Below are 25,052 nucleotides of genomic sequence, written 5' to 3' on the forward strand. Positions count from 1 at the left end.
ATGCCTCAGCCTTTCGCCGTGCGCTTGGTCTTCTTCGGATCGTCGAAGGGAAGCGGCTCGGCGGTTGCGCTGATGGAGCCGCTCTTGTTGCGGATCTCGAGCCTGGTGCCCTGCACCGCGCAGTCGACGTCGAGCCGGGCAATGCCCATCGATTTTTTTACCAGCGGCGAATACATGGCGCAGGTCACCACGCCGACCTTTTTGCCGCCGCGGTAGACCGGTGCGCCCTCGTCGGCCGGCTCCCTGCCTTCGAGCAGCACGCCGTAGATCTTGAAACGCTCCTTGCCCTTGAGGCGGTAGTGCTCCTCGGCGCCGCGAAAGCCCGTCTTGCCGGGGCTGACGGTGAAGTCGAGACCAAGCTCCCACAGCGTGTCGCCGGGACCCTCGTTCTCGAACGGGTATTTCTGCGAATTGTCGTAGGGGTAAAACAGCAGGTAGCTCTCGACGCGCAGCATGTCGAGCGTGGTGAAGCGGCACGGGATGATGCCGGCGCTCTTGCCCTCGTCGAGGATCCTGTCCCAGATCGTGCCGGCGTCCTGGCCACGGCAGAAGATCTCGTAGCCGCGCTCGCCAGTATAGCCGGTGCGCGAGATCATCACCGGGAAGCCGAACAGCTGCGTCTGCATGTGATGGAAATAATTGAGGTCGCGAATGCCGGGCACATTCTTTGCCAGATAGTCGATCGCCGTCGGGCCTTGCAGCGAAAGGTCGTGCAGATTGTCGTCGAAGCGCAGCGACACGTCGCGACCGACCGAAGCGCGCTGCAGCTCTTCATGGCCGGTGCCCGAGCCATGCACGACCATCCAGGAATTCGGGCCGGTGCGGTAGAGGATGCAGTCGTCGGTGAACTTGCCGGCCTCGTTGAGCATGCAAGCATAGGCCGACTTGCCGGGATAGATCTTTTCGACGTCGCGCGTCGTCGCCAGGTCGATCAGATGAGAGGCGTGCGGCCCGGTGATGTGGACCTTCTTCAAACCGGACACGTCCATCAGGCCGGCCCTGGTGCGGATGGCGATATACTCTTCGTCGGCGTCCTTGTCGTAGGTCCAGGCGGTGCCCATGCCGCTCCAGTCCTCGAGCTTCGAGCCGAGCGCGCGATGGCGGTCCGCAAGCGTCGAAAATCTCCAGGATGCCGTCATCCGCTGGTCCTCCGTTCGAAAGAACTTTTTGCTTTCCCCTGCTCTCTGCACACAGGCGGGAGCGTTGCCCGAATATTGATCGCAAACGCCGGGAGCCTGCAATACCCGTAAGCAAATAATTTCATTGTCAGGCAAATCCGGCGGACCAAACAAACAGTTAACGCCGCGTAAAATCGTCTTGACAATTCCAGAATTCGGCCGGATTTTATGAAAAAAATTTCACTCTCTTGAAAGAGGGCAATGACCGGCCAATCCGGACCGGGCGTTGAAAAAGGGGAAAGCCGATGTCCGACCTGCAACAGCGCGTGGAAGCGTTGTACCGTTCCGACGTGCGTGGATCCATGCTCCTGATCGTCTGCCTGTGGGCGACGATCCTCTTTGTCCTGTTCATGACATGGCCATACATCCCCGACGCCGGCATCAAGCTCGTCGTCGCGGTCGCCGCCGCCGCCGTGCTGATCTTCAACTCGGCCGCGATCCTGGCGATGGTCAACCACTACAAGGAAGACAAGGACTTCATCTACGGTCTCGACATCAAGAATGCCGACGCCTACCGCAACCGCAAGTCCTGAGGGGAGACGCATGGCCCGCTATACACCGCCCGAACAGAGCAAGGCCGGACAGGTTTTCGATATCGCCGTCGTCGTGGTCGCGATTTTCGTCGCACTGTGGCTGCCGCTGAAACTAGGGCTGGCAGGGGCGGCAAAATCCATCGACGCGCTCGACGCCAAGACGTGGGAAGCGCTCGGACAAAACCCGACCATGGCCTCGATCTGGGAAAAGCTCGGCTACACGCCGGAAACCGCGCACGACATCATCCAGAACCGGTTCCACTACATCATCGACTGGCCGACGCTGATCATCATGGCCGCGGTGCTGATCGGCTATTTCATCTTTCTGTTCCGCGCATCGGACCGCGAATACCGCGACGTCATCGACGAAAAGTTCGGCGACAAATAGATAGGGAAGCATCGTCATGTGGGTGGCACTCTCTTACGCATGCTGGGGCATCTCGATCGTGCTCGCGCTGTGGATGCTCTACGACTGGTTCAAGATCGACACGACCTATTCCGAAGAGATGCTGACCTCGTCCAGGGAAGGCGAACTTGAAGCCGTGTCCGAAAAACACCGGATCTGAGTGGGGGATTGAACGATGACGATCACGGCTGAACCAGCGGTGCAAGTGCAAGGCGACAGGGTTTCGCTGCTCAGGGTGCTCGGCCCCGCCCATGTCTGGGCGCTCGGTGTCGGCATCGTTCTGGTCGGCGAATTCACCGGCTGGAATTTCGCGGCGGACAAGGGTGGCGCGCTGGCGGCGCTGATCGTCTGCTGGATCGTTGGCCTGCTCTACACCTCGGTCGCGATGATCGATTCCGAAGTCACCTCGACGGTTGCTGCCGCCGGCGGCCAATATGCGCAGGCCAAGCACATTGTCGGGCCGCTGATGGCCTTCAACGTCGCGCTGTTCCTGGTCTTTGCCTACACCATGCTCGAAGTGTCGGACGCGATCCTGCTCGGCGACACGATCGTCGCCAAGGCCGGCGTCGAGGGCCTCAACCACAATTCCTTCATCGCCGCGACCATCGTCGTGCTGGCATGGCTGAACTATCGCGGCGTGCTGATGACGCTCAACGTCAACTTCGTCATCACCGCCATCGCCTATGTCTCGATCGTCATCCTGTTCTTCTCGGTCAGCCCGTGGACGCAAGGCGCCGTGCTGAAGCTGAACGAACTGGTCACCCCCGGCAACGCCCTGCCCTATGGCTGGATCGGCGTCATCGCCGCCTTCCAGTTCGGCATCTGGTATTATCTCGGCATAGAGGGAACCACGCAGGCGGCCGAGGAAGTGCGCTCGCCGGCGCGCTCGCTGCCCTATGGCACGATGGCCGGCATGATCACGCTTTTGATCGCCGCCGCCATGACCTGGTATGTCTGCGCCTCGCTGATGCCCTGGGAATATCTCGGCATCACCTACTATCCGCTGTGGGACGCAGGCAAACTGACCGGCAGTGCGCTGCTGGAAAACCTGCTGTTCACCGCGACGCTGCTTGCGGCGCTCGCCTCCGCCAATGGCTGCATCAACGACGCCGCGCGCGCCTGGTTCTCGCTCGGCCGCGACCGCTATCTGCCGACCTGGTTCTCGGCGGTGCATCCGAAATACCGCACGCCCTATCGCTCGATCCTGTTCCTGCTGCCGATCGCGCTCGCCTTCGCCTTCATCGCCGACCTCAACCAGGCGATCACCTTCTCGATCCTGTCGGGCGTGCTGCAATACACCTTCATGAGCATCAACATCATCATGTTCAGGAAGAAGTGGCCGCTCGGCTCGATCCGCCGCGGCTACACCCATCCCTTCCATCCGCTGCCGGCGATCGTCTTGTTCTGCCTTTGCGTGGTCACCTTCTTTGCGATCTTCCTCGGCTTCGGCTCGCAGCTGATCGCCATGGTCGCTTTCTACTTCCTGATCTCGCTGTGGTTCCACTTCTACCGCTACAAATTCGTGCGCCGCGGTGCCCAGTTCACCATGCCGTGGCCGAAGCCGCAGGGCTACTGACGGCGCGCCCGTTCTGGGCGGGCATTTGCGTGACGAGGTGCGTTAGGTGATCTCAGCATTGCTCGCCGGGGCGGTTGCCCTGGCTCTCGTCCTCCACATAACCTGGCTTGCGCGGGCCAGCCACGCCAAGGCTTCGACCGCGCTTGCCGCCGAGGAGGCGGTGCTCCGCGAAATCATTCCCGACGTGGCCAATATCTCGGACGGCACTGCCGGCGTCGTCACCTTCGCCGGCTCGTGGAACGGCCGGCAGGTGCAGGTGCGGACCATCGTCGACACGCTGGCGATCAGGAAGCTGCCGGCGCGCTGGCTGAGCGTTTCGATCACCGAAAAGGTCGCGATACCAGGCACTTTCGACATGATGATGCGGCCGGGATCGCCGACGACTTTTTCCAATTTCGATCATCTCGACCATACGCTGCCGAAGGCGGCTGAATTTCCGGCCGAGGCGGTGCTGCGAAGCGACCGCAAGGGCGTGCGCTTCCCCGAGGCCCTCATCGCCGGCCACCTCGACATCTTTGCCGAGGGGCGCGCCAAGGAATTGCTGATCACACCGAACGGCGTGCGCATCGTCTGGCTTCTGGCCGAGGCCGAGCGGGCGCGCTACGGCGTATTCCGGCAAGCCGAATTCGGCACGGTCAGGCTCGATCCGGTGCTGATCGAGAGGCTGCTGTCGTCGGCTTCGGCGCTGCGCGATGCCATCAATCAAAGCGAACGGCAAGCGGCATGAGCAGCCAAGGCACCACCTCCCTCGCACCACCGAGCCCCTATCTCGTTCTCGGCGCCGCGATCGTCTTGCCGGCAAGCGGGCATGTCGTGCTCGGCGTGCCGGTGCGCGGCCTGCAATTTCTGTTCTTCATGGTGATCCTCGCCTGGGTCACCGCCAAGATCGCGCCGCCCGACGCCAGCTTCGTCGGGCGCCATGCCGGCGGCTTCCTGATCTATGCCCTGTCGATCCTGGATGCCTACAAGATCGCCCGTATCCGCTATGCCAAATGGGTTCACAATGGCGGCGCGCGCGGCGATAGTGCGGCCGGCGGCGCCTCAGCCGATATATAACGACAGGAAAATTTTTTTCATACCAATTGAATTCCCCGGACTCATTCGATACATCTCGGAGGGAACAAACTCGCGGAGCCTGACATGTGCGGAATCGTCGGACTGTTTTTGAAGGACAAGTCGCTCGAGCCCCAGCTTGGCGCGATGCTGTCGGAGATGCTGATCTCGCTCAGCGATCGCGGTCCCGATAGCGCCGGCATCGCCATCTATGGCGCCCCCTCCAGTGAAGCCAAGATCACCATCCAGTCGGCCAAGCCGGAGCGCGATTTCCGCGGCCTCGACGCCGAACTAGCCAAGGCAATCGGCGCGCCGGTGAGCATTGCTGCGAAGTCGACGCATGCGGTAGTCAGGACGACGCCTGCCAAGATCGACCAGGCGCGTGAGGCGATCCAGGCACTGCGCCCCGACATCCGCATCATGGGTGCCGGCGACGTCGTCGAGATCTACAAGGAAGTCGGCTTGCCGGAAGCGGTCGTCGACCGTTTCGGCGTCCGCGAGATGACCGGCACCCACGGCATCGGCCATACCCGCATGGCGACCGAATCGGCGGTGACGACGATGGGCGCGCATCCGTTCTCGACCGGCGCCGACCAGTGCCTGGTGCACAATGGCTCGCTGTCCAACCACAACAATGTCCGCCGCGAGCTGATCCGCGAAGGCATGACATTCGAGACCGAGAACGATACCGAGGTCGCTGCCGCCTATCTCTCCTCGCAAATGGCGCATGGCAAGAACCTCGGCGAGGCGCTGGAAGGCACGCTGAGCGACCTCGACGGCTTCTTCACCTTCGTCGTCGGCACCAAGAACGGTTTTGGCGTGGTGCGCGATCCGATCGCCTGCAAGCCTGCCGTAATGGCCGAAACCGACCAGTATGTCGCCTTCGGCTCGGAATATCGTGCGCTCACCAAACTGCCCGGCATAGACAATGCGAAGGTCTGGGAACCCGAGCCCGCAACCGTCTATTTCTGGGAGCATTGAACCAATGCCGGCAATCAACCTCTCCAAGGCGGGTCGCGAACAGAGCCATGCGTCACGGGTCTTCGACCTGGCCGAAATGTCGCTGCGCGAGCTCAACCAGGCGCTGCACGATCTGGCGCCCGGTTCGAACGAAACCGCATGGGAAGTACTGCACCCGCGAGGCAGCCATTCGGTCGCCGTCGGCGTCGACCAGCCGGTCGCCATCGATGTGCGCGGCAGCGTCGGCTATTATTGCGGCGGCATGAACGACGGCGGCACCATCACCGTGCATGGCTCGGCCGGACCCGGCGTCGGCGAGAACATGATGTCCGGCCAGATCGTCGTCAAAGGCGACGCCAGCCAGTATGCCGGCGCCACCGGCCGCGGCGGGCTGCTGGTCATCGAAGGCAACGCGTCGTCGCGCTGCGGCATCTCGATGAAAGGCATCGACATCGTCGTCCATGGCAATATCGGCCACATGTCGGCCTTCATGGCGCAGTCCGGCAATCTCGTGGTGCTGGGCGATGCCGGCGATGCGCTCGGCGATTCCATCTACGAGGCGCGGCTTTTCGTGCGCGGCAAGGTCGAAAGCCTCGGCGCCGACTGCATCGCCAAGGAGATGCGGCCCGAGCATCTCGAATTGCTGCAAAACCTGCTCGACCGCGCCGGCGTGACCGGCGTCAAGGCGGCGGAGTTCAAGCGTTATGGCTCGGCTCGTACCCTCTACAATTTCAATATCGACAACGCCGACGCGTATTGAGGCTCAATGACCTATCGCAACCCGCCGACGACGCCGCGCAAATCCGCGACCTTCGACGACTACACGCTTTCCGAGATCCGCCGCGCCGCGGCGACCGGCATCTATGATATCAGGGGCGCCGGCGCCAAGCGCAAGCTGCCGCATTTCGACGACCTTCTGTTCCTCGGCGCCTCGATCTCGCGCTACCCGCTCGAAGGCTATCGCGAGCGCTGCGACACCAGCGTCGTGCTCGGCTCGCGCTATGCGAAAAAACCGATCGAGCTGAAAATCCCGATCACCATTGCCGGTATGAGCTTCGGCTCGCTGTCCGGCCCGGCGAAGGAAGCGCTCGGCCGTGGCGCGACCCTGTCAGGCACCTCGACGACCACCGGCGACGGCGGCATGACCGAGGAAGAGCGCGGCCATTCAAAGACACTGGTCTACCAGTACCTACCGTCGCGCTACGGCATGAACCCGCGCGATCTGCGCCGCGCCGACGCGATCGAAGTGGTCGTCGGCCAGGGCGCCAAGCCCGGCGGCGGCGGCATGCTGCTCGGCCAGAAGATCTCCGACCGCGTCGCCGAAATGCGCACGCTGCCGAAAGGCATCGACCAGCGCTCAGCCTCGCGCCATCCCGACTGGACCGGGCCGGACGATCTCGAGATCAAGATCCTCGAACTGCGCGAGATCACCGACTGGGAGAAGCCCATCTACGTCAAGGTCGGCGGCGCGCGGCCCTATTACGATACGGCGCTTGCGGTGAAGTCGGGCGCCGATGTCGTCGTCGTCGACGGCATGCAGGGCGGCACCGCCGCAACCCAGGAAGTGTTCATCGAAAATGTCGGCCAGCCGACGCTTGCCTGCATCAGGCCGGCCGTGCAGGCGCTGCAGGATCTCGGCATGCACCGCAAGGTGCAGTTGATCGTCTCCGGCGGCATCCGCAACGGCGCCGACGTCGCCAAGGCGCTGGCGCTCGGCGTCGACGCGGTGTCGATCGGCACGGCAGCGCTTGTCGCGCTCGGCGACAACGACCCGCGCTGGGAAGCGGAATACAACGAACTCGGCACGACCGCCGGCGCCTATGACGACTGGCATGAGGGACGCGACCCGGCCGGCATCACCACGCAGGATCCCGAGCTAATGAAACGGGTCGATCCGATTGCGGCCGGACGACGGCTGGCGAATTATCTTAAGGTGATGACACTTGAGGCTCAGACAATCGCCCGCGCCTGCGGCAAGAACAGCCTGCACAATCTCGAGCCCGAGGATCTTGTGGCCTTGACGATCGAAGCCGCCGCCATGGCCGGCGTGCCGCTGGCCGGCACCAACTGGATACCGGGCAAGAACGGCTTCTAAAACAAACCAAATGCCAGTAAGCGAGGAACTATAATGGGGAACGATCTCGCCGCCTTCGCCAAGGAGAAGGGCGTCAAATATTTCATGATATCCTACACCGACCTGTTCGGTGGGCAGCGTGCCAAGCTGGTGCCGGCGCAGGCGATCGCCGACATGCAGCGGGACGGTGCCGGCTTTGCCGGCTTTGCCACCTGGCTCGACCTGACGCCGGCGCATCCCGACATGCTGGCCGTGCCGGATCCGGCCTCGGTGATCCAGTTGCCTTGGAAGCCCGAAGTCGCCTGGGTCGCCGCCAACTGCATCATGGACGACAAATCGGTCGAGCAGGCGCCGCGCAACACGCTGAAGCGACTGATTGCGGAGGCCGCTGGCGACGGCATGCACATCAAGACCGGCGTCGAGGCCGAGTTCTTCCTGATCTCGCCGGACGGCAAGACGATTTCCGACGAATACGACACGGCGTCGAAGCCCTGCTACGACCAGCAGGCGGTGATGCGCCGCTATGACGTCATCGCCGAGATCTGCGACCACATGCTGGCGCTCGGCTGGGGCGCCTACCAGAACGACCACGAGGACGCCAACGGCCAGTTCGAGATGAACTGGGCCTTCGACGATGCGCTGGCGACCGCCGACAAGCATTCCTTCTTCAAATTCATGGTGAAATCGGTCGCCGAAAAGCACGGCCTGCGCGCGACCTTCATGCCGAAACCGTTCCAGGGCCTGACCGGCAATGGCTGCCATGCCCACATCTCGGTGTGGGACAAGGACGGCAAGACAAATGTCTTCGCCGACAATGCCATGGAGCTCGGCCTGTCGGCAAAGGGCAGGAATTTCCTCGGCGGCATCATGAAACATGCTTCCGCGCTTGCCGCGATCACCAACCCGACTGTCAATTCCTACAAGCGCATCAACGCGCCGCGCACCATCTCCGGCGCCACCTGGGCGCCGAACACGGTGACCTGGACGGGCAACAACCGTACCCACATGGTGCGCGTGCCTGGTCCCGGCCGCTTCGAGCTGCGCCTGCCGGACGGCGCGGCAAACCCCTATCTGCTGCAGGCCGTCATCATCGCCGCCGGCCTCGACGGCGTCCGCTCCAAGGCCGATCCCGGCCGGCGCTACGACATCGACATGTACCAGTTCGGCCATACGGTCGAGGGCGCGCCGAAGCTGCCGCTCAACCTGCTCGACGCGCTGCGCGAGTTTGACAACGACAAATCGCTCAAGGCGGCGCTGGGTGAGGAATTCTCGTCGGCCTATCTAAAGCTCAAGCAGCAGGAATGGAATTCCTATGCTTCCCACTTCACCCAGTGGGAGCGCGACCACACGCTCGACATCTGATCCGGAATTGTTGCACGCCCGGCGCGAAACAGGTTCATGAAATACTCGATCTTCTCCCTCGCCCGGGCGGCATTTTCCGGCCACAAGAACTGGCAGCGCACCTGGCGCGACGCCAGCCCGAAGAGCCATTACGACGTGGTGATCATCGGTGGCGGCGGCCATGGCCTGGCGACGGCATGGTTCCTCGCCAGCGAATACGGCATCAGGAATGTCGCGGTGCTGGAAAAGGGCTGGATCGGCTCCGGCAATGCCGGCCGCAACACCACCATCATCCGCTCCAATTACGGGCTGCCCGGCAATACCGGCTTCTACGAGCTTTCGATGAAGCTGTGGGAGCGGATGGAGCAGGACCTCAACTACAACACCATGGTCAGCCAGCGCGGCGTCATCAACCTCTACCATTCCGACGCACAGCGCGACGCCTATGCGCGGCGCGGCAACACCATGCGCATCAACGGCATCGACGCCGAATTGCTCGACCTGGCGGCGGTCAGGAAGATGATGCCGTTCCTGAACTTCGACAATGCACGCTTTCCGGTGCAGGGCGGGCTTTTGCAACGACGCGGCGGCACGGCACGCCACGATGCCGTGGTCTGGGGCTACGCGCATGCAGCGAGCGCGCTCGGCGTCGACATCATCCAGAATTGCGAAGTGACCGGCTTTGTCCGCGACGGCAACGGCAAGGTGACCGGCGTCGAGACATCGCGCGGCAGGATCGGCGCCGGCAAGGTCGGCATGGCGGTTGCCGGCTCCTCGTCGCGCGTCGCGGCGATGGCCGGCATGCGGCTGCCGATCGAAAGCCATGTGCTGCAGGCATTCGTGTCGGAGGCGATCAAGCCGCTGATCCCCAATGTCATGACCTTCGGCGCCGGCCATTTCTACGTCAGCCAGTCCGACAAGGGCGGCCTGGTCTTCGGCGGCGATATAGACGGCTACAATTCCTACGCCCAGCGCGGCAATCTGCCTGTCATGGAAGACGTTTGCGAGGGCGGCATGGCGCTGATGCCGATGATCGGCCGGATACGGCTTCTGCGTCAGTGGGGCGGCATCATGGACATGTCGATGGACGGCTCGCCGATCATCGACAAGACGCCGGTCGACGGGCTCTATCTCAACGCCGGCTGGTGCTATGGCGGCTTCAAGGCGACGCCAGGTTCCGGCCTGGTCTTTGCCCATCTGCTGGCACGCGACGAGCCGCACAAGGAGGCGGCGCGCTTCCGCCTCGACCGCTTCCGGCGAGGTGCGATGATCGACGAAAAGGGCCAGGGCGCCCAACCGAACCTGCATTGAAGGCTGGCTGAAGAAGCATGCGCATTGTCTGTCCCTTCTGCGGCGAACGCGAACTCGGCGAGTTCACCTATCTGGGCGACGCCAAGCCGGCGCGTCCGACGGCCGGCGCCACCGAAGACGAGGTCTTCGACTACGTCTATCTGCGCGACAACGTCGCCGGGCCGATGAGTGAATACTGGTACCATGGCGGCGGCTGTCGGGCCTGGCTGAAGGTCGCCCGCAACACGCTGACGCATGAGATTTCCTCCGTCGAGCCGGCGGCGGGCGTTGGTGCCGCCAAGGTGGGCGCTTGATGGTTGGCCCTGCGCAGACACACCGGCTGGAGAGCGGCGGTCTCATCGATCGTTCCGCTCCGCTGGGCTTCCGCTTCGACGGCAAGAGCTATGCCGGCTTCCAGGGCGACACGCTCGCCTCGGCGCTGATCGCCAATGGCATCAAGCTGGTCGGCCGCTCTTTCAAATACCATCGGCCGCGCGGCATCCTGACCGCTGGATCCGAAGAGCCGAACGCGCTGGTCGAACTGCGCACGGGAGCGCGGCGCGAGCCGAACACCAAGGCGACCACAGCCGAACTTTATGACGGGCTCGAAGCGGCCAGCCAGAACCGCTGGCCGTCGCTGCGCCATGATCTGATGGCGGTCAACCAGCTGTTTGCGCCGATCTTCGTCGCCGGCTTCTACTACAAGACCTTCATGTGGCCGGCGAAATTCTGGGAAGCGGTCTACGAGCCGGCGATCCGCCGCGCCGCCGGCCTCGGACGCGCTGCCGGCGGCGCCGATCCCGACCATTACGACAAGGCGTGGGCGCATTGCGATGTGCTGATCGCCGGTTCCGGCCCGGCCGGGCTTGCGGCGGCATTGGCGGCCGGGCGCAGCGGCGCCCGCGTCATCCTGTGCGAGGAAGATTTTGCGTTCGGCGGCCGTCTGCTTGCCGACGGCGGCACGATCGACGGCGAGCCGGCAGCCGAATGGATTACGCGCACGCTGGGGGAACTCGCCGCGCTCCCCGATGTCCGCATCATGAACCGCACGACACTGTTCGGCGTCTATGATGGCGGCACCTATGGCGCCATCGAGCGGGTCAACGACCACCTGCCCTCGCCGCCCGAGCACCAGGTGCGCCAGCGACTGTGGCGGATCGTAGCCAGGCGTTGCGTCGTTGCCGCCGGCGCCATCGAGCGGCCGATCGTCTTTGCCGGCAACGACACGCCGGGCGTGATGATGGCTTCGGCGATGCGGACCTATGTCGCGCGCTACGCGGCGACGCCGGCAAGGCGGATCGCCCTGTTCACCAACAATGAGGACGGCTGGCGCACGGTCGAGACCGCGCTTGCCGCCGGTCTGCAGATCGCGGCGGTGATCGATGGACGCCCGGACGTCTCCGCCGCGCATCGCGCGCTTGCCGCCAAAGGCGGCTTTGCCGTGCTCAACGGCTCGGTCAGCGGGGTCGAGGGCGGCAAGGACGGCGTTAGGAAAATTGCGGTGGCGCTCACCGGCGGCGCACGCGCCGAGGTCGAGGCAGACGGACTTGCCGTCTCCGGCGGCTGGAATCCGGCGGTCGGGCTGACTTCCTACCATCGCGGCCGGCCGAAATGGCAGGACGATATTGCAGCCTTCGTGCCGGACGGCGCGCCACCCGGCATGGTGGCCGTCGGCGCCGCCAACGGCGCCTTCGGGCTGGGCGACTGCCTGCGCCAGGGATTTGCCGCGGGTGCTACGGCAGCGCAGAGCGCCGGACGAAGCGGCAATGCCGGCACATCGCCGGTCGCCGACGACGAAGCCTTTTCGCTGACGCCGCTCTGGCATGTGGCCGGCAAAGGGAAAGCCTTCGTCGATTACCAGCATGACGTGACCGCGTCCGACATCGAACTGGCGCAGCGCGAAGGCTTCGAGTCGGTCGAGCATCTCAAGCGCTATACGACGCTCGGCATGGCCACCGACCAGGGCAAGACCTCGAATGTCGCCGGCCTCGCCATTATGGCGGCGGTGTCAGGCAAGTCCATTCCCGAGACCGGTACGACGATCTACCGGCCGCCCTATGTGCCGGTCGCCATCGGCGCCTTCGCCGGCCATCATCGCGACGAGAATTTTCATGCGACGCGACTGACGCCGTCGCATCGCTGGGCCGCCGAACAGGGCGCGGTGTTCGTCGACACCGGCCTGTGGAAGCGCGCGCAATGGTATCCGCGCGCCGGCGAAAAGGACTGGCTGGAATCGGTCACCCGCGAGGTCAAGGCGGTGCGCTCCGGCGTCGGCTTCTGCGACGTCTCGACACTCGGCAAGATCGACGTACACGGCCCGGATGCCGGCGCCTTCCTCGACCGCGTCTACATCAACACCTTCTCCAATCTTGCTGTCGGCAAAGCCCGCTACGGGCTGATGCTGCGCGAGGACGGCATCGTCTATGACGACGGCACGACGTCGCGGCTGGCCGAGGATCACTATTTCCTGACCACCACCACCGCCAAGGCCGGGCTGGTGATGCAGCATCTCGAATTCTGCCGGCAGGTGCTGTTTCCCGAGTTCGATGTGCAGTTGACCTCGGTCTCGGACCAGTGGGCGCAATTCTCGATCGCCGGGCCGAAGACGCGGGACCTGCTTCGCGAAATCGTCGATCCGGCGGAGGATTTGTCGAACGAGGGCTTTCCCTTTATGGGCGCGCGCGAAGTCGCGCTACGCGGCGGCATCAAAGCGCGGCTGTTCCGCATCTCGTTCTCCGGCGAGATGGCGTTCGAGATCTCGGTTCCGGCGCGTTACGGCGACGCGCTGGTGCGCAATTTGATGCTGGCCGGCAAGCCGTTCGGCGTGACGCCCTACGGCACCGAGGCACTCGGCGTCATGCGCATCGAAAAGGGGCATGTCGCCGGGCCGGAGCTGAACGGCACGACGACCGCCGCCGACCTTGGCTTCGGCAAGATGATGTCGACCAAGAAAGACTTCATCGGCCGCGTCATGGCGAGGCGCGAGGTGCTGGTTGCGCCGGACCGGCAGGTCGTGGTCGGCATCAAGCCGGTCGACAAGACACGCCGCCTGCGCTCCGGCGCGCATATCATGCCGAAGGGCAAGACACCCGGTCCCGATAACGACCAGGGCTACGTCACCTCGGTCTGCTTCTCGCCGACGCTCGACCAGTGGATTGGGTTGGCACTGGTTGAGCGCGGCCGCGAGCGCATCGGCGAGATCGTCCACGCGCACGACCCGCTGCGCGGCGAAGACTACGATGTCGAGCTGTGCAGTCCCGTCTTCTACGACCCGGATGGAGGGCGCCAGCGTGGCTGAGTTTTCCTGGATTAGCCGCAGTCCGCTGGAGAAGGCGCTTGTCGGCGGCGCCTATGGCGCGCGCGGCACGGCGGCGGGCGTATCGCTCACCGAGATCCGCAATTTCGACCTGATCCAGGTGATGGCGCGGCGCGGCAAAGCGGCAGAACTGGCGAAGGCTGCCGAAACCCGCTTCGGCGTTGCCGCCCCGGAAACGCCAAAGGCGGTCCGAGCTCCCGACGCTACGCTGATCTGGTCGGGACCGGATCAGTTCCTGGTCCTGTCCAATGGCGGCAAGCACACGATCGGACCGCTGAGCCAGGCGTTTGCGCAATCCGCCTCGCTGTCCGACCAGTCGCATGCCCGCGCGCTGATCAGCATTTCCGGAGAAAAGGCACGCGCGATGCTGGCCAAACTGTCGTCGCTGGACCTGCACCCGGCGGCGTTCCCGGCCGGCACCGCTGCCGCGACGTCGGTAGATCACACCAGCATCAATCTCTGGCGCGGCAATGACCGGCCGGACGGGCAGGCGGTGTTCAATCTTCTGGTATTTGCGACGTTTGCCGAAAGCCTGTGGCATACGATGCTCGATGCCGCCGCGGAGTATGGCGTCGAGATCCGGCATTCCGAGGAATTGGGGTAGCCTTGGCGCGTCTTCCCTTCTCCCCCTGGGGGAGAAGGGGGAGCTTGTGCCACCTTCACCTTGCCAAACCCGATCCCCCTGCTATTCTTCCCGCTAAAATAATTTCACACACAGGCAAACTTGTTTCTCGAAACCAGGGTTGAGATGAGCCAGTCGCCCTACCCCGCCGTCGCCGCCGGACCGCCCCGGCCGAGCCTGATCCTGCGGCCAGGCCAGATCGCGCTGCCGGCCGGGATGGAGCGCTATACCGTCCAGGGCAATGGCGCCGTGCTGATCGAGGTCGAGGCCGGCGATACGATCAGCGTGCGCAATGTCGAGGGCGGGCAGGCCTGCGAGCTGCTGGCATGGGATAGCAGCGGCGCGACCGATCCCGGCATTTTCGGCGAGAAATCGAACAGCAATGCCGCCGGCATCAAGGCGCTGCTGGCCGAGGGCGACGACAGCCTCGCTTCCTTGCGCCGGGGGCTCGAGCGACGACAGGTGCAGCTCGACCAGGCAAAGGCAGTGCGCGTGTTCGGCGGCGCCACCCCTGCCGGTACCGAACAGGCTTTTACCGTCGCCCGCGATGGGTCGATGGTGATTGCGGCGCCCGGTGGTCCGATGCTGGTCGACGGCCACGATACGGCGACGCCGCTTAGCGTCATCGTCCGGCGCGCCACCATCCGCCCGGCGGCGAAATCCAGGCTTGCCGACCCGCTGGCCGATCCCGTGCTCGACCTGCGCGTCAATTCGGCGACGGCGGAAGCCTACTTCGTCAAAGCCGGCGACTATCTGCAGATCATCGATGTCGACGGGCGTCAATGCACGGACTTCCAGTGCTTTTCGGCGCGCAAGCTGGACAAGGGCCGCGATCATCCGCTCGACGTGACGACGACGCGCACCCTGATGGGCTCGAGTTATCCGATGCCCGGCCTGCATTCGAAATATTATGACCAGGACATGGAGCCGCTGGTCGAGGTTATCCAGGACACTTGCGGCCGGCACGATGCATTCGCGCTCGCCTGCGCCGCCAAATATTACGACGACATCGGTTATCCCGGCCATCCCAACTGCTCGGAGAATTTCAACCGCGCGCTGGCCGACAAGGGTGTGACGCCCCGCGCCGGCTGGATGGCGATCAACTTCTTCTTCAACACGTCAATCGACGCGCATGGCGTCGTGGTTTCCGACGAGCCGTGGTCGCGGCCGGGCGACTATGTGCTGCTGCGCGCCTTGACCGACATCGTCTGCGTCTCGTCAGCCTGCCCTGACGATACGACGCCCGCCAATGGCTGGAACCTGACCGACATCCATGTGCGAACCTATTCCGGCCAGCACAAATTCTCGCGAGCGATCGCCAGACGCATGACGCCCGATTCGGAACCGAAAATGACCCGCGAGACCGCCTTTCATTCGAGCTTTGCCAAGCACACCCGCAACTTCGTCGAGTACAAGGGTTACTGGCTGGCCAATTCCTTCGCCAGGCAAGGCCCCATCGACGAATACTGGGCCTGCCGGCAGGACGCCGTGATCATGGACCTGTCGCCGCTGCGCAAGTTCGAGGTCACCGGGCCGGATTCGGAAGCGCTGCTGCAATACACGCTGACCCGCGACATCAAGAAGCTCGGCGTCGGCCAGGTCGTCTATTCCGCCATGTGCTACGAGCATGGCGGCATGATCGACGACGGCACGCTGCTTCGGCTCGGCAAGGATAATTTCCGCTGGGTCGGCGGCGACGATCTATCCGGCGAATGGCTGCGAGAAACGGCGCAAAAACTCGGCTTCACCGTGCTGGTCCGCTCGTCGACCGACCAGATGCACAACGTCGCAGTGCAGGGACCGAAAAGCCGCGACATCCTCAGAGAGATCATCTGGACCTCGCCGCTGCAGCCGTCGATCGACGAGCTTGAATGGTTCCGTTTCGCGGTCGCCCGCATCGGCGGCGGCAACGGCATTCCGGTCGTGGTTTCGCGCACCGGTTACACCGGCGAGCTCGGTTACGAGATCTGGTGCCATCCGCGCGACGTCGAAAAGGTGTTCGACGCGATCTGGCAGGCCGGCCAGCCGCACGGCCTGAAGCCGATGGGGCTGCAGGCGCTCGACATGGTGCGCATCGAGGCCGGGCTGATCTTTGCCGGCTACGAGTTCTCCGACCAGACCGACCCGTTCGAGGCCGGCATCGGCTTCACCGTGCCGCTGAAGACCAAGAGCGACGATTTCATCGGCCGCGAGGCGCTGATCCGACGCAAGGAAAATCCGCAGAGGAAGCTGGTCGGCCTCGACATCGACGCCAATGTCGCCGTCGGCCACGGCGATTGCGTGCATGTCGGCCGCGCCCAGATCGGCGTCGTCACCTCAGGCATGCGTTCGCCGCTGCTGAACAAGACCATCGCGCTGGCCAGGCTCGACGTCGCCCACGCGGCCATCGGCACCGAGGTCGAGGTCGGCAAGCTCGACGGCCACAGCAAGCGGCTGCCGGCGCGCGTCGTCGCCTTTGCCCATTACGACCCGCAAAAGACCAGGCCGCGCTCCTGACCGATCGCCCCACGGGAGGCTTAGTCCAGCCTTTCGGCGATGCGGCTGCTTGTCCTGTCTTTCACAGCAATGTGCACAGCGTCACAAAGCGCTTGACGTGAAAGGGCGTTGGGTCAATCTTCACTGCTAAGAATAAAATACTACTGAGCGGAAAACGCTTGGGCCGTTCAACGTGAGCGTCGATGACGCCTTCGCGAGATTGCGGCTGTTGCCGATGGGGAACATCAAAAATGGGGAATCCACGTAAATGAGCACGATAGTCACCACCTTGGTGCCGCCTGCCGAAGGGCAGCTGCACCGCAACATCGATTGGCGCGGCGCCTTCTGGGTAGCAAGCGGCGTTCCGGCCCTTGTCCTGTTTTCGATCGGCGGCATTGCCGGCACCACCGGAACGCTGGCCTTCCTGATCTGGACGGTATCCATGATCATGGGCTTCCTGCAGTCCTTCACCTATGCGGAAATCGCCGGGCTGTTCCCGAACAAATCCGGCGGCGCCTCGGTGTACGGCGCCACTGCCTGGCTGCGTTACTCGAAATTCATCGCGCCGCTTTCGGTGTGGTGCAACTGGTTCGCCTGGTCGCCGGTGCTGTCGCTCGGCTGCTCGATCGCCGCCGCCTATATCCTCAACGCACTGGCGCCGGTGCCGCTGTTCACCGACACTTCGCCGGAAGTCGCCGCCTATATCGCGGCCCATGCCGGAACCAGCGCCGCCGACGCCATCAACGCGGTCACCGCGGCGGCGACGCCGGCGATCCGCAACTGGACGCTCTACGGCCACATGCTAGGCCCGGTTTCCTTCACCTTCAACGCCACCTTCTTCATCGGCGCGGTGCTGATGCTGATCATCTTTTCGATCCAGCATCGCGGCATCCTGGGCACTGCCAACGTGCAGAAATATATCGGCCTGCTGGTCATCATCCCGATGCTGATCGTCGGCGCGGTGCCGATCGTCACCGGCCAGATCGATTGGGCGAATTTTTCGCCGCTGGTGCCGCTCGCCGCGGCCTATGCGCCGGAGCCCGGTGCGTGGAACATCGCCGGCTGGACGCTGGTGCTCGGCGGCATGTTCATCGCGGCATGGTCGACCTACGGTTTCGAGACCGCCGTCTGCTACACCTCCGAGTTCAAGAACCCGGGCACCGATACCTTCAAGGCGATCTTCTATTCCGGCCTGTTGTGCATGCTGCTGTTCATCCTGGTGCCATTCACCTTCCAGGGCGTGCTCGGCTTGAACGGCATGCTGGCGACGCCGATCGTCGATGGCTCCGGCGTTGCTGACGCACTGGCCGGTATGGTCGGCGGCGGACAGCTGATCCACAGCCTGCTGGTCATGCTGATGATCCTGGCGCTGGTGCTCTGCATCATGACGGCGATGGCCGGCTCTTCGCGCACGCTCTACCAGGGTTCGGTCGACGGCTGGCTGCCGCGCTACCTCAGCCACGTCAACGAGCATGGCGCGCCGACGCGGGCGATGTGGACCGACTTGATCTTCAACCTGATCGTGCTGGCCATCGCCTCGGCCGACGCGACGAGCTTCTTCTTCATCCTGGCGGTGTCGAATTGCGGCTACATCATCTTCAACTTTCTCAATCTCAATGCCGGCTGGATCCACCGCATCGACAATGGCCACATCGCGCGGCCATGGAAGGCGCCGAGCTGGCTGCTCGGCCTCGGCGCGATCTTTGCCTATGTCAACGCGGTCTTCATGGGCGCCGGCGCCAAGGTCTGGAATCCGATGGCATTGTGGGCCGGGCTGATCACGGCAGCCTTGATCATCCCGGTGTTCTGCTTCCGGCATTACATCCAGGACAAGGGCAAGTTCCCCGACCACATGCTGGCCGATCTCGGCATGAGCTCGTCCGACCTTGCGGTACGCAAGGCGGGCATGCTGCCCTACCTGACGCTGATCGCTGGGGTCGCAGTGGTGCTGCTCGCCAACTGGCTGTTCGTCATCTGAGGCTTGCCTTGAGGGATCGGGCGCGCGATGCGCCCGGTCCCTGCATTTTGTTCTTGCTTTGTGCCGGCAGCTATGCTACTAAATTCGCTATGGTGCTGATTCGCCCCGAGACCCGCCGCTGAGGCGGGTTTTTCGTTTCTGGACCTATTCTGGCTCAATCGATCTTGATGAACACGCCCTTGGTGTTGAGATATTCGTCGAGGTGCTCGGCGCCGCCCTCGCGGCCGTAGCCGCTCATTTTGTAGCCGCCGAAGGGCACGGCCGGATCGATCGCGTGATAGGTGTTGACCCAGACCGAGCCGGCGCGGATCTTGCGCGACAGCTGGTGGGCGGTGGCGAGATTTTGGGTGAAGACCCCTGCAGCCAGGCCGTAAGGCGTGTTGTTGGCCCGCTCTACCGCCTCGTCCAGCGTATCGAACGGCAAGGCTGAAATCACCGGCCCGAAGATCTCCTCGCGGGCGATCTTCATGTCGTCCGAGACACCGGCAAAGACGGTCGGCGCAACGAAATTGCCGGCGGCAAGCGCGCCTTCCGTGAGCCGTTCGCCCCCGGTGACGAGTTTTGCTCCTTCTGCGGTGCCAGCCTCGAGGTAACCGGTGACCCGTTGCAACTGCTTTTCGGAGACGAGCGGGCCGATCTCGGTCGCCGGGTCGATGCCGTCGCCGACCCTGAGACCCTTGGCATATGCCGCGAGCCGCTCGACGAACTCGTCATGGACGGCGCGTTCGACGAAGAGGCGCGAACCGGCGATGCAGATCTGGCCGGAATTGGCGAACACCGACATCGCGGCCAGCGGCACCGCTTTGTCGAGATCGGCATCGGCGCAGACGATGACCGGCGACTTGCCGCCGAGCTCCAAGGATACGCGCTTGAGGTTGCCGGCCGAGGCCCGCACGATCGACTGGCCGGTCACCGTCGAGCCGGTGAAGACGATCTTGTCGACACCCATGTGCTCGGCGAGTGCGGCGCCCGCCTCGATGCCGGTGCCGGTGACGATGTTGACGACGCCTTCCGGGACGCCGGCTTCGTTCATGATGTCGGCGATCAAAAGCGGCGTCAGCGGTGCCTCTTCCGACGGTTTCAGCACGATGGTGCAGCCGGTCGCCAGCGCCGGGCCGATCTTCCAGATCGACGCGGCCGTCGGTGCGTTCCACGGGATGATGGCGCCGACGACGCCGACCGGCTCCTTGCGGGTGAAGGAGACGATTTCGCCGGGCAGCGAGTTTTCGATCGTCTCGCCGTGCAGCGCCGTCGCCATGCCTGCATAATAGCGCAGCATGCCGATGACGCGGTTGCGATTGGCGCGGGTGCGCACGATCGGCATGCCCATGTCGGTGGTGTCGGAGCGGCTGATCTCTTCCCAGTTCTTTTCGAAGAGGTCGGCGATCCTCAGCAGCAGTACCTGCCGCTCATAAGGCTTGAACCGGCTCCACGGGCCCTCGAACGCCTTGCGCGCAGCAGTCACCGCAAAGTCGATGTCCTGGCGGTCGCCGCGCGGCACCGTGGCGATGACCGCGCCGGTGGCGGGGTTGCGGCTCTCCATGGTCCGGCCGGAGCGGGCATCGATCCAGCCACCGCCGATGAACATCCGGCGATGGCGCCCGTCGATCGGCAGCCGCAGCGGTGCCTTTGTCTGAGCCATGGTCATGACGGTCCTCCTCCGGCGCCTACGCCTGGTGGGCGGATTAAACCGCCGGAGGTCACATTTGCCAACAGCCCTATTCGGCCGCCAGGGCCAGTTGCGGCCTTTCGTTCTTTTCTTCCGTCTCGGCCGCCTGCTCCACCACCTTCTTGGGCTCCCTGCCGAAGAACAGCGCATAGGCTGCCGGCAGGACAAGGATGGTCAGCACCGTGGCGACGAGAATGCCGCCCATCATGGCATAGGCGAGCGGCCCCCAGAAGACGCCGCGCGAGATCGGGATCAGCGCCAGCACCGCGGTCAACGCCGTCAGCACGATCGGCCGGAAGCGGCGGACCGCCGAGCCGATGATGGCCTCGGAACGCCCCACGCCGGCGGCGATGTCCTGGTCGATCTGATCGACCAGGATGATCGAGTTGCGCATGATGATGCCGAGCAGGGCGATGACACCGAGGATGGCGACGAAGCCGAACGGGGCGCCGCTGATCAAAAGTGCCGCCGCCGCGCCGATGATGCCGAGCGGACCGGTCGCCAGCACCAGCATCGCCTTGCCGAAATGCTGCAGCTGGATCATCAGCAGCACGACGATGACGGCCAGCATGATCGGCGCTTTCGCCGCAATCGAGGCCTGGCTTTCGGCCGCATCCTCGGCGCCGCCCTGGATCTCGATCTTGTAGCCGGGGGCGAGGCTGGCGCGCAGACCCTGCATCTCGCTGTACATCTTCATGGCGACATCGTTCGGCTGCACGCCATCCGGAAGCGTGGCGCGTACGCTGATGGTCGGCAAGCGGTCGCGCCGCCATTCAACGCCTTGCTCCAGCACCGGGACGATCTTAGCGACCTGCGACAGCGGCACGGAGCCACCGAAATCGGTCGGGATATAGACGGAGTCGACCGCCGACAGCAGGTGACGGCTTGCCTCCGGTTCGCGGGCGACGATCGAAACCGTCTCCTCGCCGTCGCGGAAGTCATCGAGCGGCGCTCCCGACATGCTTGCCTGCAGCATCTGGCGGATGCGCTGCGAGGTGACGCCGAGCGCACGGGCACGATCCTGGTCGATCACCAGCTTCATCGCCGGCACCGGCTCCAGCCAGTCGTCGTGGGTGGCGCCGAGCAGCGGATTTGCCTGGAACTTCGCCTTCACCTCGTCGGCGATGCGGCGCACCTCCTGGCGATCCGGACCCATGACGCGCATCTGCACCGGCCAGCCGGTCGGCGGACCGAGGAACAGGCGATCGACCTTGGCGCGGATCGATGGGAAATCCTCGGCCAGGATGGTGCGCAGCTTGACGATCAGCCGCTCGCGGGCCGGTTCGTCATTGGCCATCACCAGAAGCTGGGCGAAGTTCGGATTGCGAAGCTGCTGGTCGAGCGGCAGGAAGAAGCGCGGCGCGCCTTCGCCGATATAGGTGGCAATGAAGCGCTTGTCCTTGTCGTCCATCATCCTGGCTTCGAGCGCCTTGGCCTGGGTCTCGACTTCCTTGATGCTGGTGCCTTCCGGCAGCCAGAGATCGACGAGGATTTCCGGACGCGACGATTGCGGGAAGAAATTCTGCGGGATGAACTGGAACGCCCACAGGCTGGTGGCAAAGGTCATCAGCGTCATCACCAGGACGATGATGCGATGGCGCACCGCCCATGCCACAGTCGAGCGAAGACGGCGGTAGAAGCGCGTGTCGAAGACATCGTGATGGCTGCCGGCGTGCTTGCGCTGCTTAAGGATCATGTGGCCGAGCCACGGCGTGAAATAGACCGCCGCAAACCAGGACACGACCAGCGCGATGCCGACGACGTAAAACAGGGTGCGCACATATTCGCCGGCCGTCGAGGCTGCGAAACCGACGGGGATGAAGCCGGCTGTGGTGATCAGCGTGCCGGTCAGCATCGGGAAAGCGGTCGAGGAGTAGGCGAAGCTCGCCGCCTCGACCTTGACCAGGCCTTCCTCGAGCTTTCGCTCCATCATCTCGACGACGATCATCGCGTCGTCGACCAAGAGGCCAAGGGCGATGATCAGCGCGCCGAGCGAAATGCGCTGCAGGTCGATGCCGAGCTCGTACATGATGGCAAACGTGGCTGCCAGGACCAGCGGAATGACGATGGCGATCACCAGGCCCGAACGCCAGCCGATCGACAGGAACGACACGAAAAGCACGATCAGCAGCGCTTCGCCGAGCGCTTCCATAAACTCGCTCACCGCCTCCTTCACGACATGCGGCTGGTCGGAAATCTGATCGACCGAAACGCCATAGGGCAGCGCCTCTTCGAAGCGCTTGTAGGTCGCTTCGACGTCCTTGCCGACGTCGGTGACGTTGAAGCCCTTGGCCATGACGACGCCGAGCTGGACGCTGTCGTGACCGTTGAAACGGTATTTGCGCTGGTACGGATCCTCGAGGCCGGAGGTCACCGTGGCGATGTCGCCGAGGCGCGTCACCTGGTTGCCGGCGCGCAGGCGAAGCTCGCGGATGTCGGCCGCCCTGGTGACGTCGCCTTCGACCGAAATGCGCACCGAACGCTGGCCGGTGTCGACCGAACCTGCCGGGTCGACGTTGTTCTGGCCTCGGATGGCATTCTGCAGGTCGGTCAGCGTCAGTCCGCGTTCGGCAAGCGCCTTGGATGAAACGTCTATGTAGAGTTTTTCCGGCTGGTCGCCGATGATCACGGCCTTCTCGACGCCAGGCGTCGTCAGCAGCATGTCACGCGCCTGGATAGCGAATTTCTTCAGCTCGGGATAGCTGTAGCCGTCGCCACTGATCGAATGCAGGGTGATGAACGTGTCGCCGAATTCGTCGTTGAAGTAGGGCCCGAGCAGCCCCTGAGGCAGCTCGTTGGCGATATCGCCGACCTTCTTGCGCACCTGATAGAAAGCATCGGCGACCTGGGCGGGATTGGTGTCGCCCTTGACCTGCAAGGTGATGATGGCGCTGCCGGCGCGGGTGTAGGAGCGGACGAAATCGAGATGCGGCGTTTCCTGCAGCTTGCGCTCGATCTTGTTGACGACCTGGTCTTCCATCTCCTTGATCGAGGAGCCAGGCCAGATCGCCTGGACGACCATGACGCGGAAGGTGAAATCGGGGTCTTCCTTCTGGCCCATGCGCATCAGGCCGAGCGCACCGGCGACGATGATCAGACCGAACAGGAAGCGGGCAATGCTCGGATGGCCGATTGCCCAGCGTGAAAGATTGAAAGACCGCTTTTCGTTGGTGTCGATGGTCATCGGCGTCAGTCCATTTCAATTTGATCAACAGAGCACGCGCCTGGCATGCCTACGGAACTTCCGATGTGGGCTTCCGGACGGCGAGGCCTTACGGAGTTGAGAGATCTACATCGCGGTGGGACGCGAGCATCGACGTGGGGGTTACATCGACTTGAGATCTCGACAATCGGGCGCCTGCCGCCCGGAAACCGTGAATTGCCTGGCCGTCAGCGCAAGCGCCTGGCAGCGTCGTCGGCCGATGCCGACTGTTGCGCTGCATCACCGGTCAGCTTGACTTTCAGATTCTCGGTCATGAACTGCGTGCCGGCGGCGACGACGACGTCGCCCGGCTTCAGCCCGTCGGCGACACTGACGCCGTCGGGGGTGAAGGCGGCGACCTTGACCGGATGCGCATGGACGGTCCCGCCATTGCGGTCGACTGTCCAGACGATCGATTGGCTGTCCTTTTGCGCCAACGCGGCCAGCGGGATCGACACCAGCTGCTGCCGGTTGTCCGCCGCGGCTTCGATGGAGGCGGTCATGCCTAGCAGCACGCGCGGATCGTTGGGCAGGCTGACGCGAACGGCAAAGGTGCGCGACTGCGGATCGGCGCTGCCGGCGACTTCGCGGACCTTGCCGTCGAGCGTCAGCGCCTCATCGGACCAGAAGCCCGCCTTGACGGTCTTGCCCGGCTTGAATTCGGCGATATCGGTTTCCGGAACGGCGATCAGGACTTCCTTCTCGCCGTCGATGGCAACGGTCACCACCGGCGTGCCGGAGCCGACCACCTGGCCGACATCGGCGGCAACGGCGGTGACGATGCCGTTCTTGTCCGCCTTGAGATCGGTATAGCGGACCTGGTTCTGTGCCTGGGCAAGCTGCGAGCGGGCGGAATCGCGCGTGGCGACCGCCTGGTTATAGGCGAGCGTCGCCTGCTCGAGCTGCGACTTCGGCGCGAAATTCTTGGCGTAGAGCTGTTCGGCGCGCTTGCGCGTCAGCTCGACTGTCTCGACCTGACGGTCGGCGGCATCGAGGCTGGCCTGAGCGCTTCTCACCGAAAGTTCGTAGTCGGTGGGATCGATGCGGGCGAGAACGTCGCCCGGCTTGACGCGGTCACCGATGTCGACAAGGCGCTCGGTGATCTTGCCGTTGATGCGAAAGCCGAGATTCATCTCGGTGCGGGCACGCACCGATCCGGAATAGGAAAGCTGACGGGTATCGCTCGCCTTGGCGATCTCGACCACCTTGACCGGGCGGATGATCTCGGTGACCTCGGCTTTCTCCTGCGAGCAGCCGGCGAGGCCGAGAGAGGCGACGATAATCAGTGCCAGGCCGGCGGCTGGTAGCCTGTAGGTGATGGACTTGGACAAAGACACTTTTCGTACTCCCGAACTGTGGGGATGAATTGCCGGTATCGC

General features: G+C 64.0%; 20 protein-coding genes. 16 read left to right on the forward strand and 4 right to left on the reverse strand.

From position 1 onward, the window contains the following. Positions 1-5: 5 nt before the first annotated feature. The gene (locus NKG60_RS10890; protein WP_352660753.1) at positions 6-1,139 is read right to left on the reverse strand and encodes an aminomethyl transferase family protein; all 1,134 of its coding nucleotides are present in this window, start codon (positions 1,137-1,139) and stop codon (positions 6-8) included. A 284-nt stretch (positions 1,140-1,423) separates the two neighbouring features. Here NKG60_RS10890 and NKG60_RS10895 point away from each other — a divergent pair, with 284 nt between their 5' ends. The 16 genes from NKG60_RS10895 (at position 1,424) to NKG60_RS10970 (ending at position 18,802) form a co-directional block, all read left to right on the forward strand. Further along, positions 1,424-1,711, forward strand: a complete 288-nt coding sequence (locus NKG60_RS10895) for a hypothetical protein (RefSeq protein ID WP_352660750.1) — start codon at positions 1,424-1,426, stop codon at positions 1,709-1,711. 10 nt (positions 1,712-1,721) lie between these two features. Continuing rightward, positions 1,722-2,099 (forward strand): hypothetical protein, encoded by a 378-nt coding sequence (locus tag NKG60_RS10900; protein WP_023673992.1) that lies wholly within the window; start codon positions 1,722-1,724, stop codon positions 2,097-2,099. A gap of 16 nt (positions 2,100-2,115) precedes the next feature. Next, positions 2,116-2,277, forward strand: coding sequence for a hypothetical protein (locus NKG60_RS10905; protein ID WP_023673991.1), 162 nt, complete (start codon positions 2,116-2,118; stop codon positions 2,275-2,277). Positions 2,278-2,292: 15 nt separating this feature from the next. After that, positions 2,293-3,693, forward strand: a complete 1,401-nt coding sequence (locus NKG60_RS10910) for an APC family permease (protein WP_352660747.1) — start codon at positions 2,293-2,295, stop codon at positions 3,691-3,693. 46 nt (positions 3,694-3,739) lie between these two features. Beyond that, positions 3,740-4,420 (forward strand): hypothetical protein, encoded by a 681-nt coding sequence (locus tag NKG60_RS10915; protein WP_352660744.1) that lies wholly within the window; start codon positions 3,740-3,742, stop codon positions 4,418-4,420. After that, a complete protein-coding gene (locus NKG60_RS10920) occupies positions 4,417-4,749 on the forward strand; it encodes a hypothetical protein (RefSeq protein WP_352660741.1) in 333 nt (110 codons plus the stop codon). The genes NKG60_RS10915 and NKG60_RS10920 overlap by 4 nt, the downstream gene beginning before the upstream one ends. 84 nt (positions 4,750-4,833) lie before the next feature. Then, positions 4,834-5,727: a class II glutamine amidotransferase gene (locus NKG60_RS10925; RefSeq protein WP_352660738.1), complete on the forward strand. Its 894-nt coding sequence runs from the start codon at positions 4,834-4,836 to the stop codon at positions 5,725-5,727. Between the two features lie 4 nt (positions 5,728-5,731). After that, positions 5,732-6,466 (forward strand): GltB/FmdC/FwdC-like GXGXG domain-containing protein, encoded by a 735-nt coding sequence (locus NKG60_RS10930; protein ID WP_352660735.1) that lies wholly within the window; start codon positions 5,732-5,734, stop codon positions 6,464-6,466. A gap of 6 nt (positions 6,467-6,472) precedes the next feature. Next, a complete protein-coding gene (locus tag NKG60_RS10935) occupies positions 6,473-7,801 on the forward strand; it encodes an FMN-binding glutamate synthase family protein (protein WP_023673984.1) in 1,329 nt (442 codons plus the stop codon). Between the two features lie 33 nt (positions 7,802-7,834). Then, positions 7,835-9,142: a type III glutamate--ammonia ligase gene (glnT, locus tag NKG60_RS10940; protein ID WP_023673983.1), complete on the forward strand. Its 1,308-nt coding sequence runs from the start codon at positions 7,835-7,837 to the stop codon at positions 9,140-9,142. A gap of 36 nt (positions 9,143-9,178) precedes the next feature. Then, a complete protein-coding gene (locus NKG60_RS10945) occupies positions 9,179-10,432 on the forward strand; it encodes a sarcosine oxidase subunit beta family protein (RefSeq protein WP_352660732.1) in 1,254 nt (417 codons plus the stop codon). 17 nt (positions 10,433-10,449) lie between these two features. Then, entirely contained in the window at positions 10,450-10,725 is a 276-nt protein-coding gene (locus NKG60_RS10950) for a sarcosine oxidase subunit delta (protein ID WP_352660729.1), read from the forward strand. Beyond that, a complete protein-coding gene (locus NKG60_RS10955; RefSeq protein ID WP_352660726.1) occupies positions 10,725-13,709 on the forward strand; it encodes a sarcosine oxidase subunit alpha in 2,985 nt (994 codons plus the stop codon). Before NKG60_RS10950 ends, NKG60_RS10955 begins: the two co-directional genes overlap by 1 nt. Then, positions 13,702-14,331: a sarcosine oxidase subunit gamma gene (locus tag NKG60_RS10960; RefSeq protein WP_352660723.1), complete on the forward strand. Its 630-nt coding sequence runs from the start codon at positions 13,702-13,704 to the stop codon at positions 14,329-14,331. The genes NKG60_RS10955 and NKG60_RS10960 overlap by 8 nt, the downstream gene beginning before the upstream one ends. Before the next feature lie 144 nt (positions 14,332-14,475). Beyond that, entirely contained in the window at positions 14,476-16,845 is a 2,370-nt protein-coding gene (locus NKG60_RS10965) for a trimethylamine N-oxide demethylase (protein WP_352660720.1), read from the forward strand. Positions 16,846-17,092: 247 nt separating this feature from the next. Continuing rightward, complete coding sequence (locus NKG60_RS10970) at positions 17,093-18,802, forward strand: trimethylamine N-oxide permease (protein WP_352660717.1); 1,710 nt, start codon at positions 17,093-17,095, stop codon at positions 18,800-18,802. 154 nt (positions 18,803-18,956) lie between these two features. Here the strand turns inward: NKG60_RS10970 and NKG60_RS10975 are convergent, their stop codons facing one another. From NKG60_RS10975 to NKG60_RS10985, 3 genes are all read right to left on the reverse strand, one after another. Next, a complete protein-coding gene (locus NKG60_RS10975; RefSeq protein ID WP_352660714.1) occupies positions 18,957-20,450 on the reverse strand; it encodes an aldehyde dehydrogenase family protein in 1,494 nt (497 codons plus the stop codon). Between the two features lie 70 nt (positions 20,451-20,520). Beyond that, a complete protein-coding gene (locus tag NKG60_RS10980; RefSeq protein WP_352660711.1) occupies positions 20,521-23,655 on the reverse strand; it encodes an efflux RND transporter permease subunit in 3,135 nt (1,044 codons plus the stop codon). A 206-nt stretch (positions 23,656-23,861) separates the two neighbouring features. Next, complete coding sequence (locus tag NKG60_RS10985; RefSeq protein WP_352660708.1) at positions 23,862-25,010, reverse strand: efflux RND transporter periplasmic adaptor subunit; 1,149 nt, start codon at positions 25,008-25,010, stop codon at positions 23,862-23,864. Between the last annotated feature and the right edge of the window lie 42 nt (positions 25,011-25,052).

The sequence above is a fragment of the Mesorhizobium sp. M1428 genome (assembly GCF_040317515.1).
Classification (GTDB): Bacteria; Pseudomonadota; Alphaproteobacteria; order Rhizobiales; family Rhizobiaceae; genus Mesorhizobium.

Coding starts and splice junctions, on each gene's coding strand:
- NKG60_RS10905 (WP_023673991.1), top strand. CDS start 2,116: ATGTGGGTGGCACTCTCTTACGCATGCTGGGGCATCTCGATCGTGCTC.
- NKG60_RS10970 (WP_352660717.1), top strand. CDS start 17,093: ATGAGCACGATAGTCACCACCTTGGTGCCGCCTGCCGAAGGGCAGCTG.
- NKG60_RS10965 (WP_352660720.1), top strand. CDS start 14,476: ATGAGCCAGTCGCCCTACCCCGCCGTCGCCGCCGGACCGCCCCGGCCG.
- NKG60_RS10900 (WP_023673992.1), top strand. CDS start 1,722: ATGGCCCGCTATACACCGCCCGAACAGAGCAAGGCCGGACAGGTTTTC.
- NKG60_RS10895 (WP_352660750.1), top strand. CDS start 1,424: ATGTCCGACCTGCAACAGCGCGTGGAAGCGTTGTACCGTTCCGACGTG.
- NKG60_RS10920 (WP_352660741.1), top strand. CDS start 4,417: ATGAGCAGCCAAGGCACCACCTCCCTCGCACCACCGAGCCCCTATCTC.
- NKG60_RS10890 (WP_352660753.1), bottom strand. CDS start 1,139: ATGACGGCATCCTGGAGATTTTCGACGCTTGCGGACCGCCATCGCGCG.
- NKG60_RS10950 (WP_352660729.1), top strand. CDS start 10,450: ATGCGCATTGTCTGTCCCTTCTGCGGCGAACGCGAACTCGGCGAGTTC.
- NKG60_RS10925 (WP_352660738.1), top strand. CDS start 4,834: ATGTGCGGAATCGTCGGACTGTTTTTGAAGGACAAGTCGCTCGAGCCC.
- NKG60_RS10930 (WP_352660735.1), top strand. CDS start 5,732: ATGCCGGCAATCAACCTCTCCAAGGCGGGTCGCGAACAGAGCCATGCG.
- glnT (WP_023673983.1), top strand. CDS start 7,835: ATGGGGAACGATCTCGCCGCCTTCGCCAAGGAGAAGGGCGTCAAATAT.
- NKG60_RS10980 (WP_352660711.1), bottom strand. CDS start 23,655: ATGACCATCGACACCAACGAAAAGCGGTCTTTCAATCTTTCACGCTGG.
- NKG60_RS10955 (WP_352660726.1), top strand. CDS start 10,725: ATGGTTGGCCCTGCGCAGACACACCGGCTGGAGAGCGGCGGTCTCATC.
- NKG60_RS10910 (WP_352660747.1), top strand. CDS start 2,293: ATGACGATCACGGCTGAACCAGCGGTGCAAGTGCAAGGCGACAGGGTT.
- NKG60_RS10935 (WP_023673984.1), top strand. CDS start 6,473: ATGACCTATCGCAACCCGCCGACGACGCCGCGCAAATCCGCGACCTTC.
- NKG60_RS10945 (WP_352660732.1), top strand. CDS start 9,179: ATGAAATACTCGATCTTCTCCCTCGCCCGGGCGGCATTTTCCGGCCAC.
- NKG60_RS10975 (WP_352660714.1), bottom strand. CDS start 20,450: ATGACCATGGCTCAGACAAAGGCACCGCTGCGGCTGCCGATCGACGGG.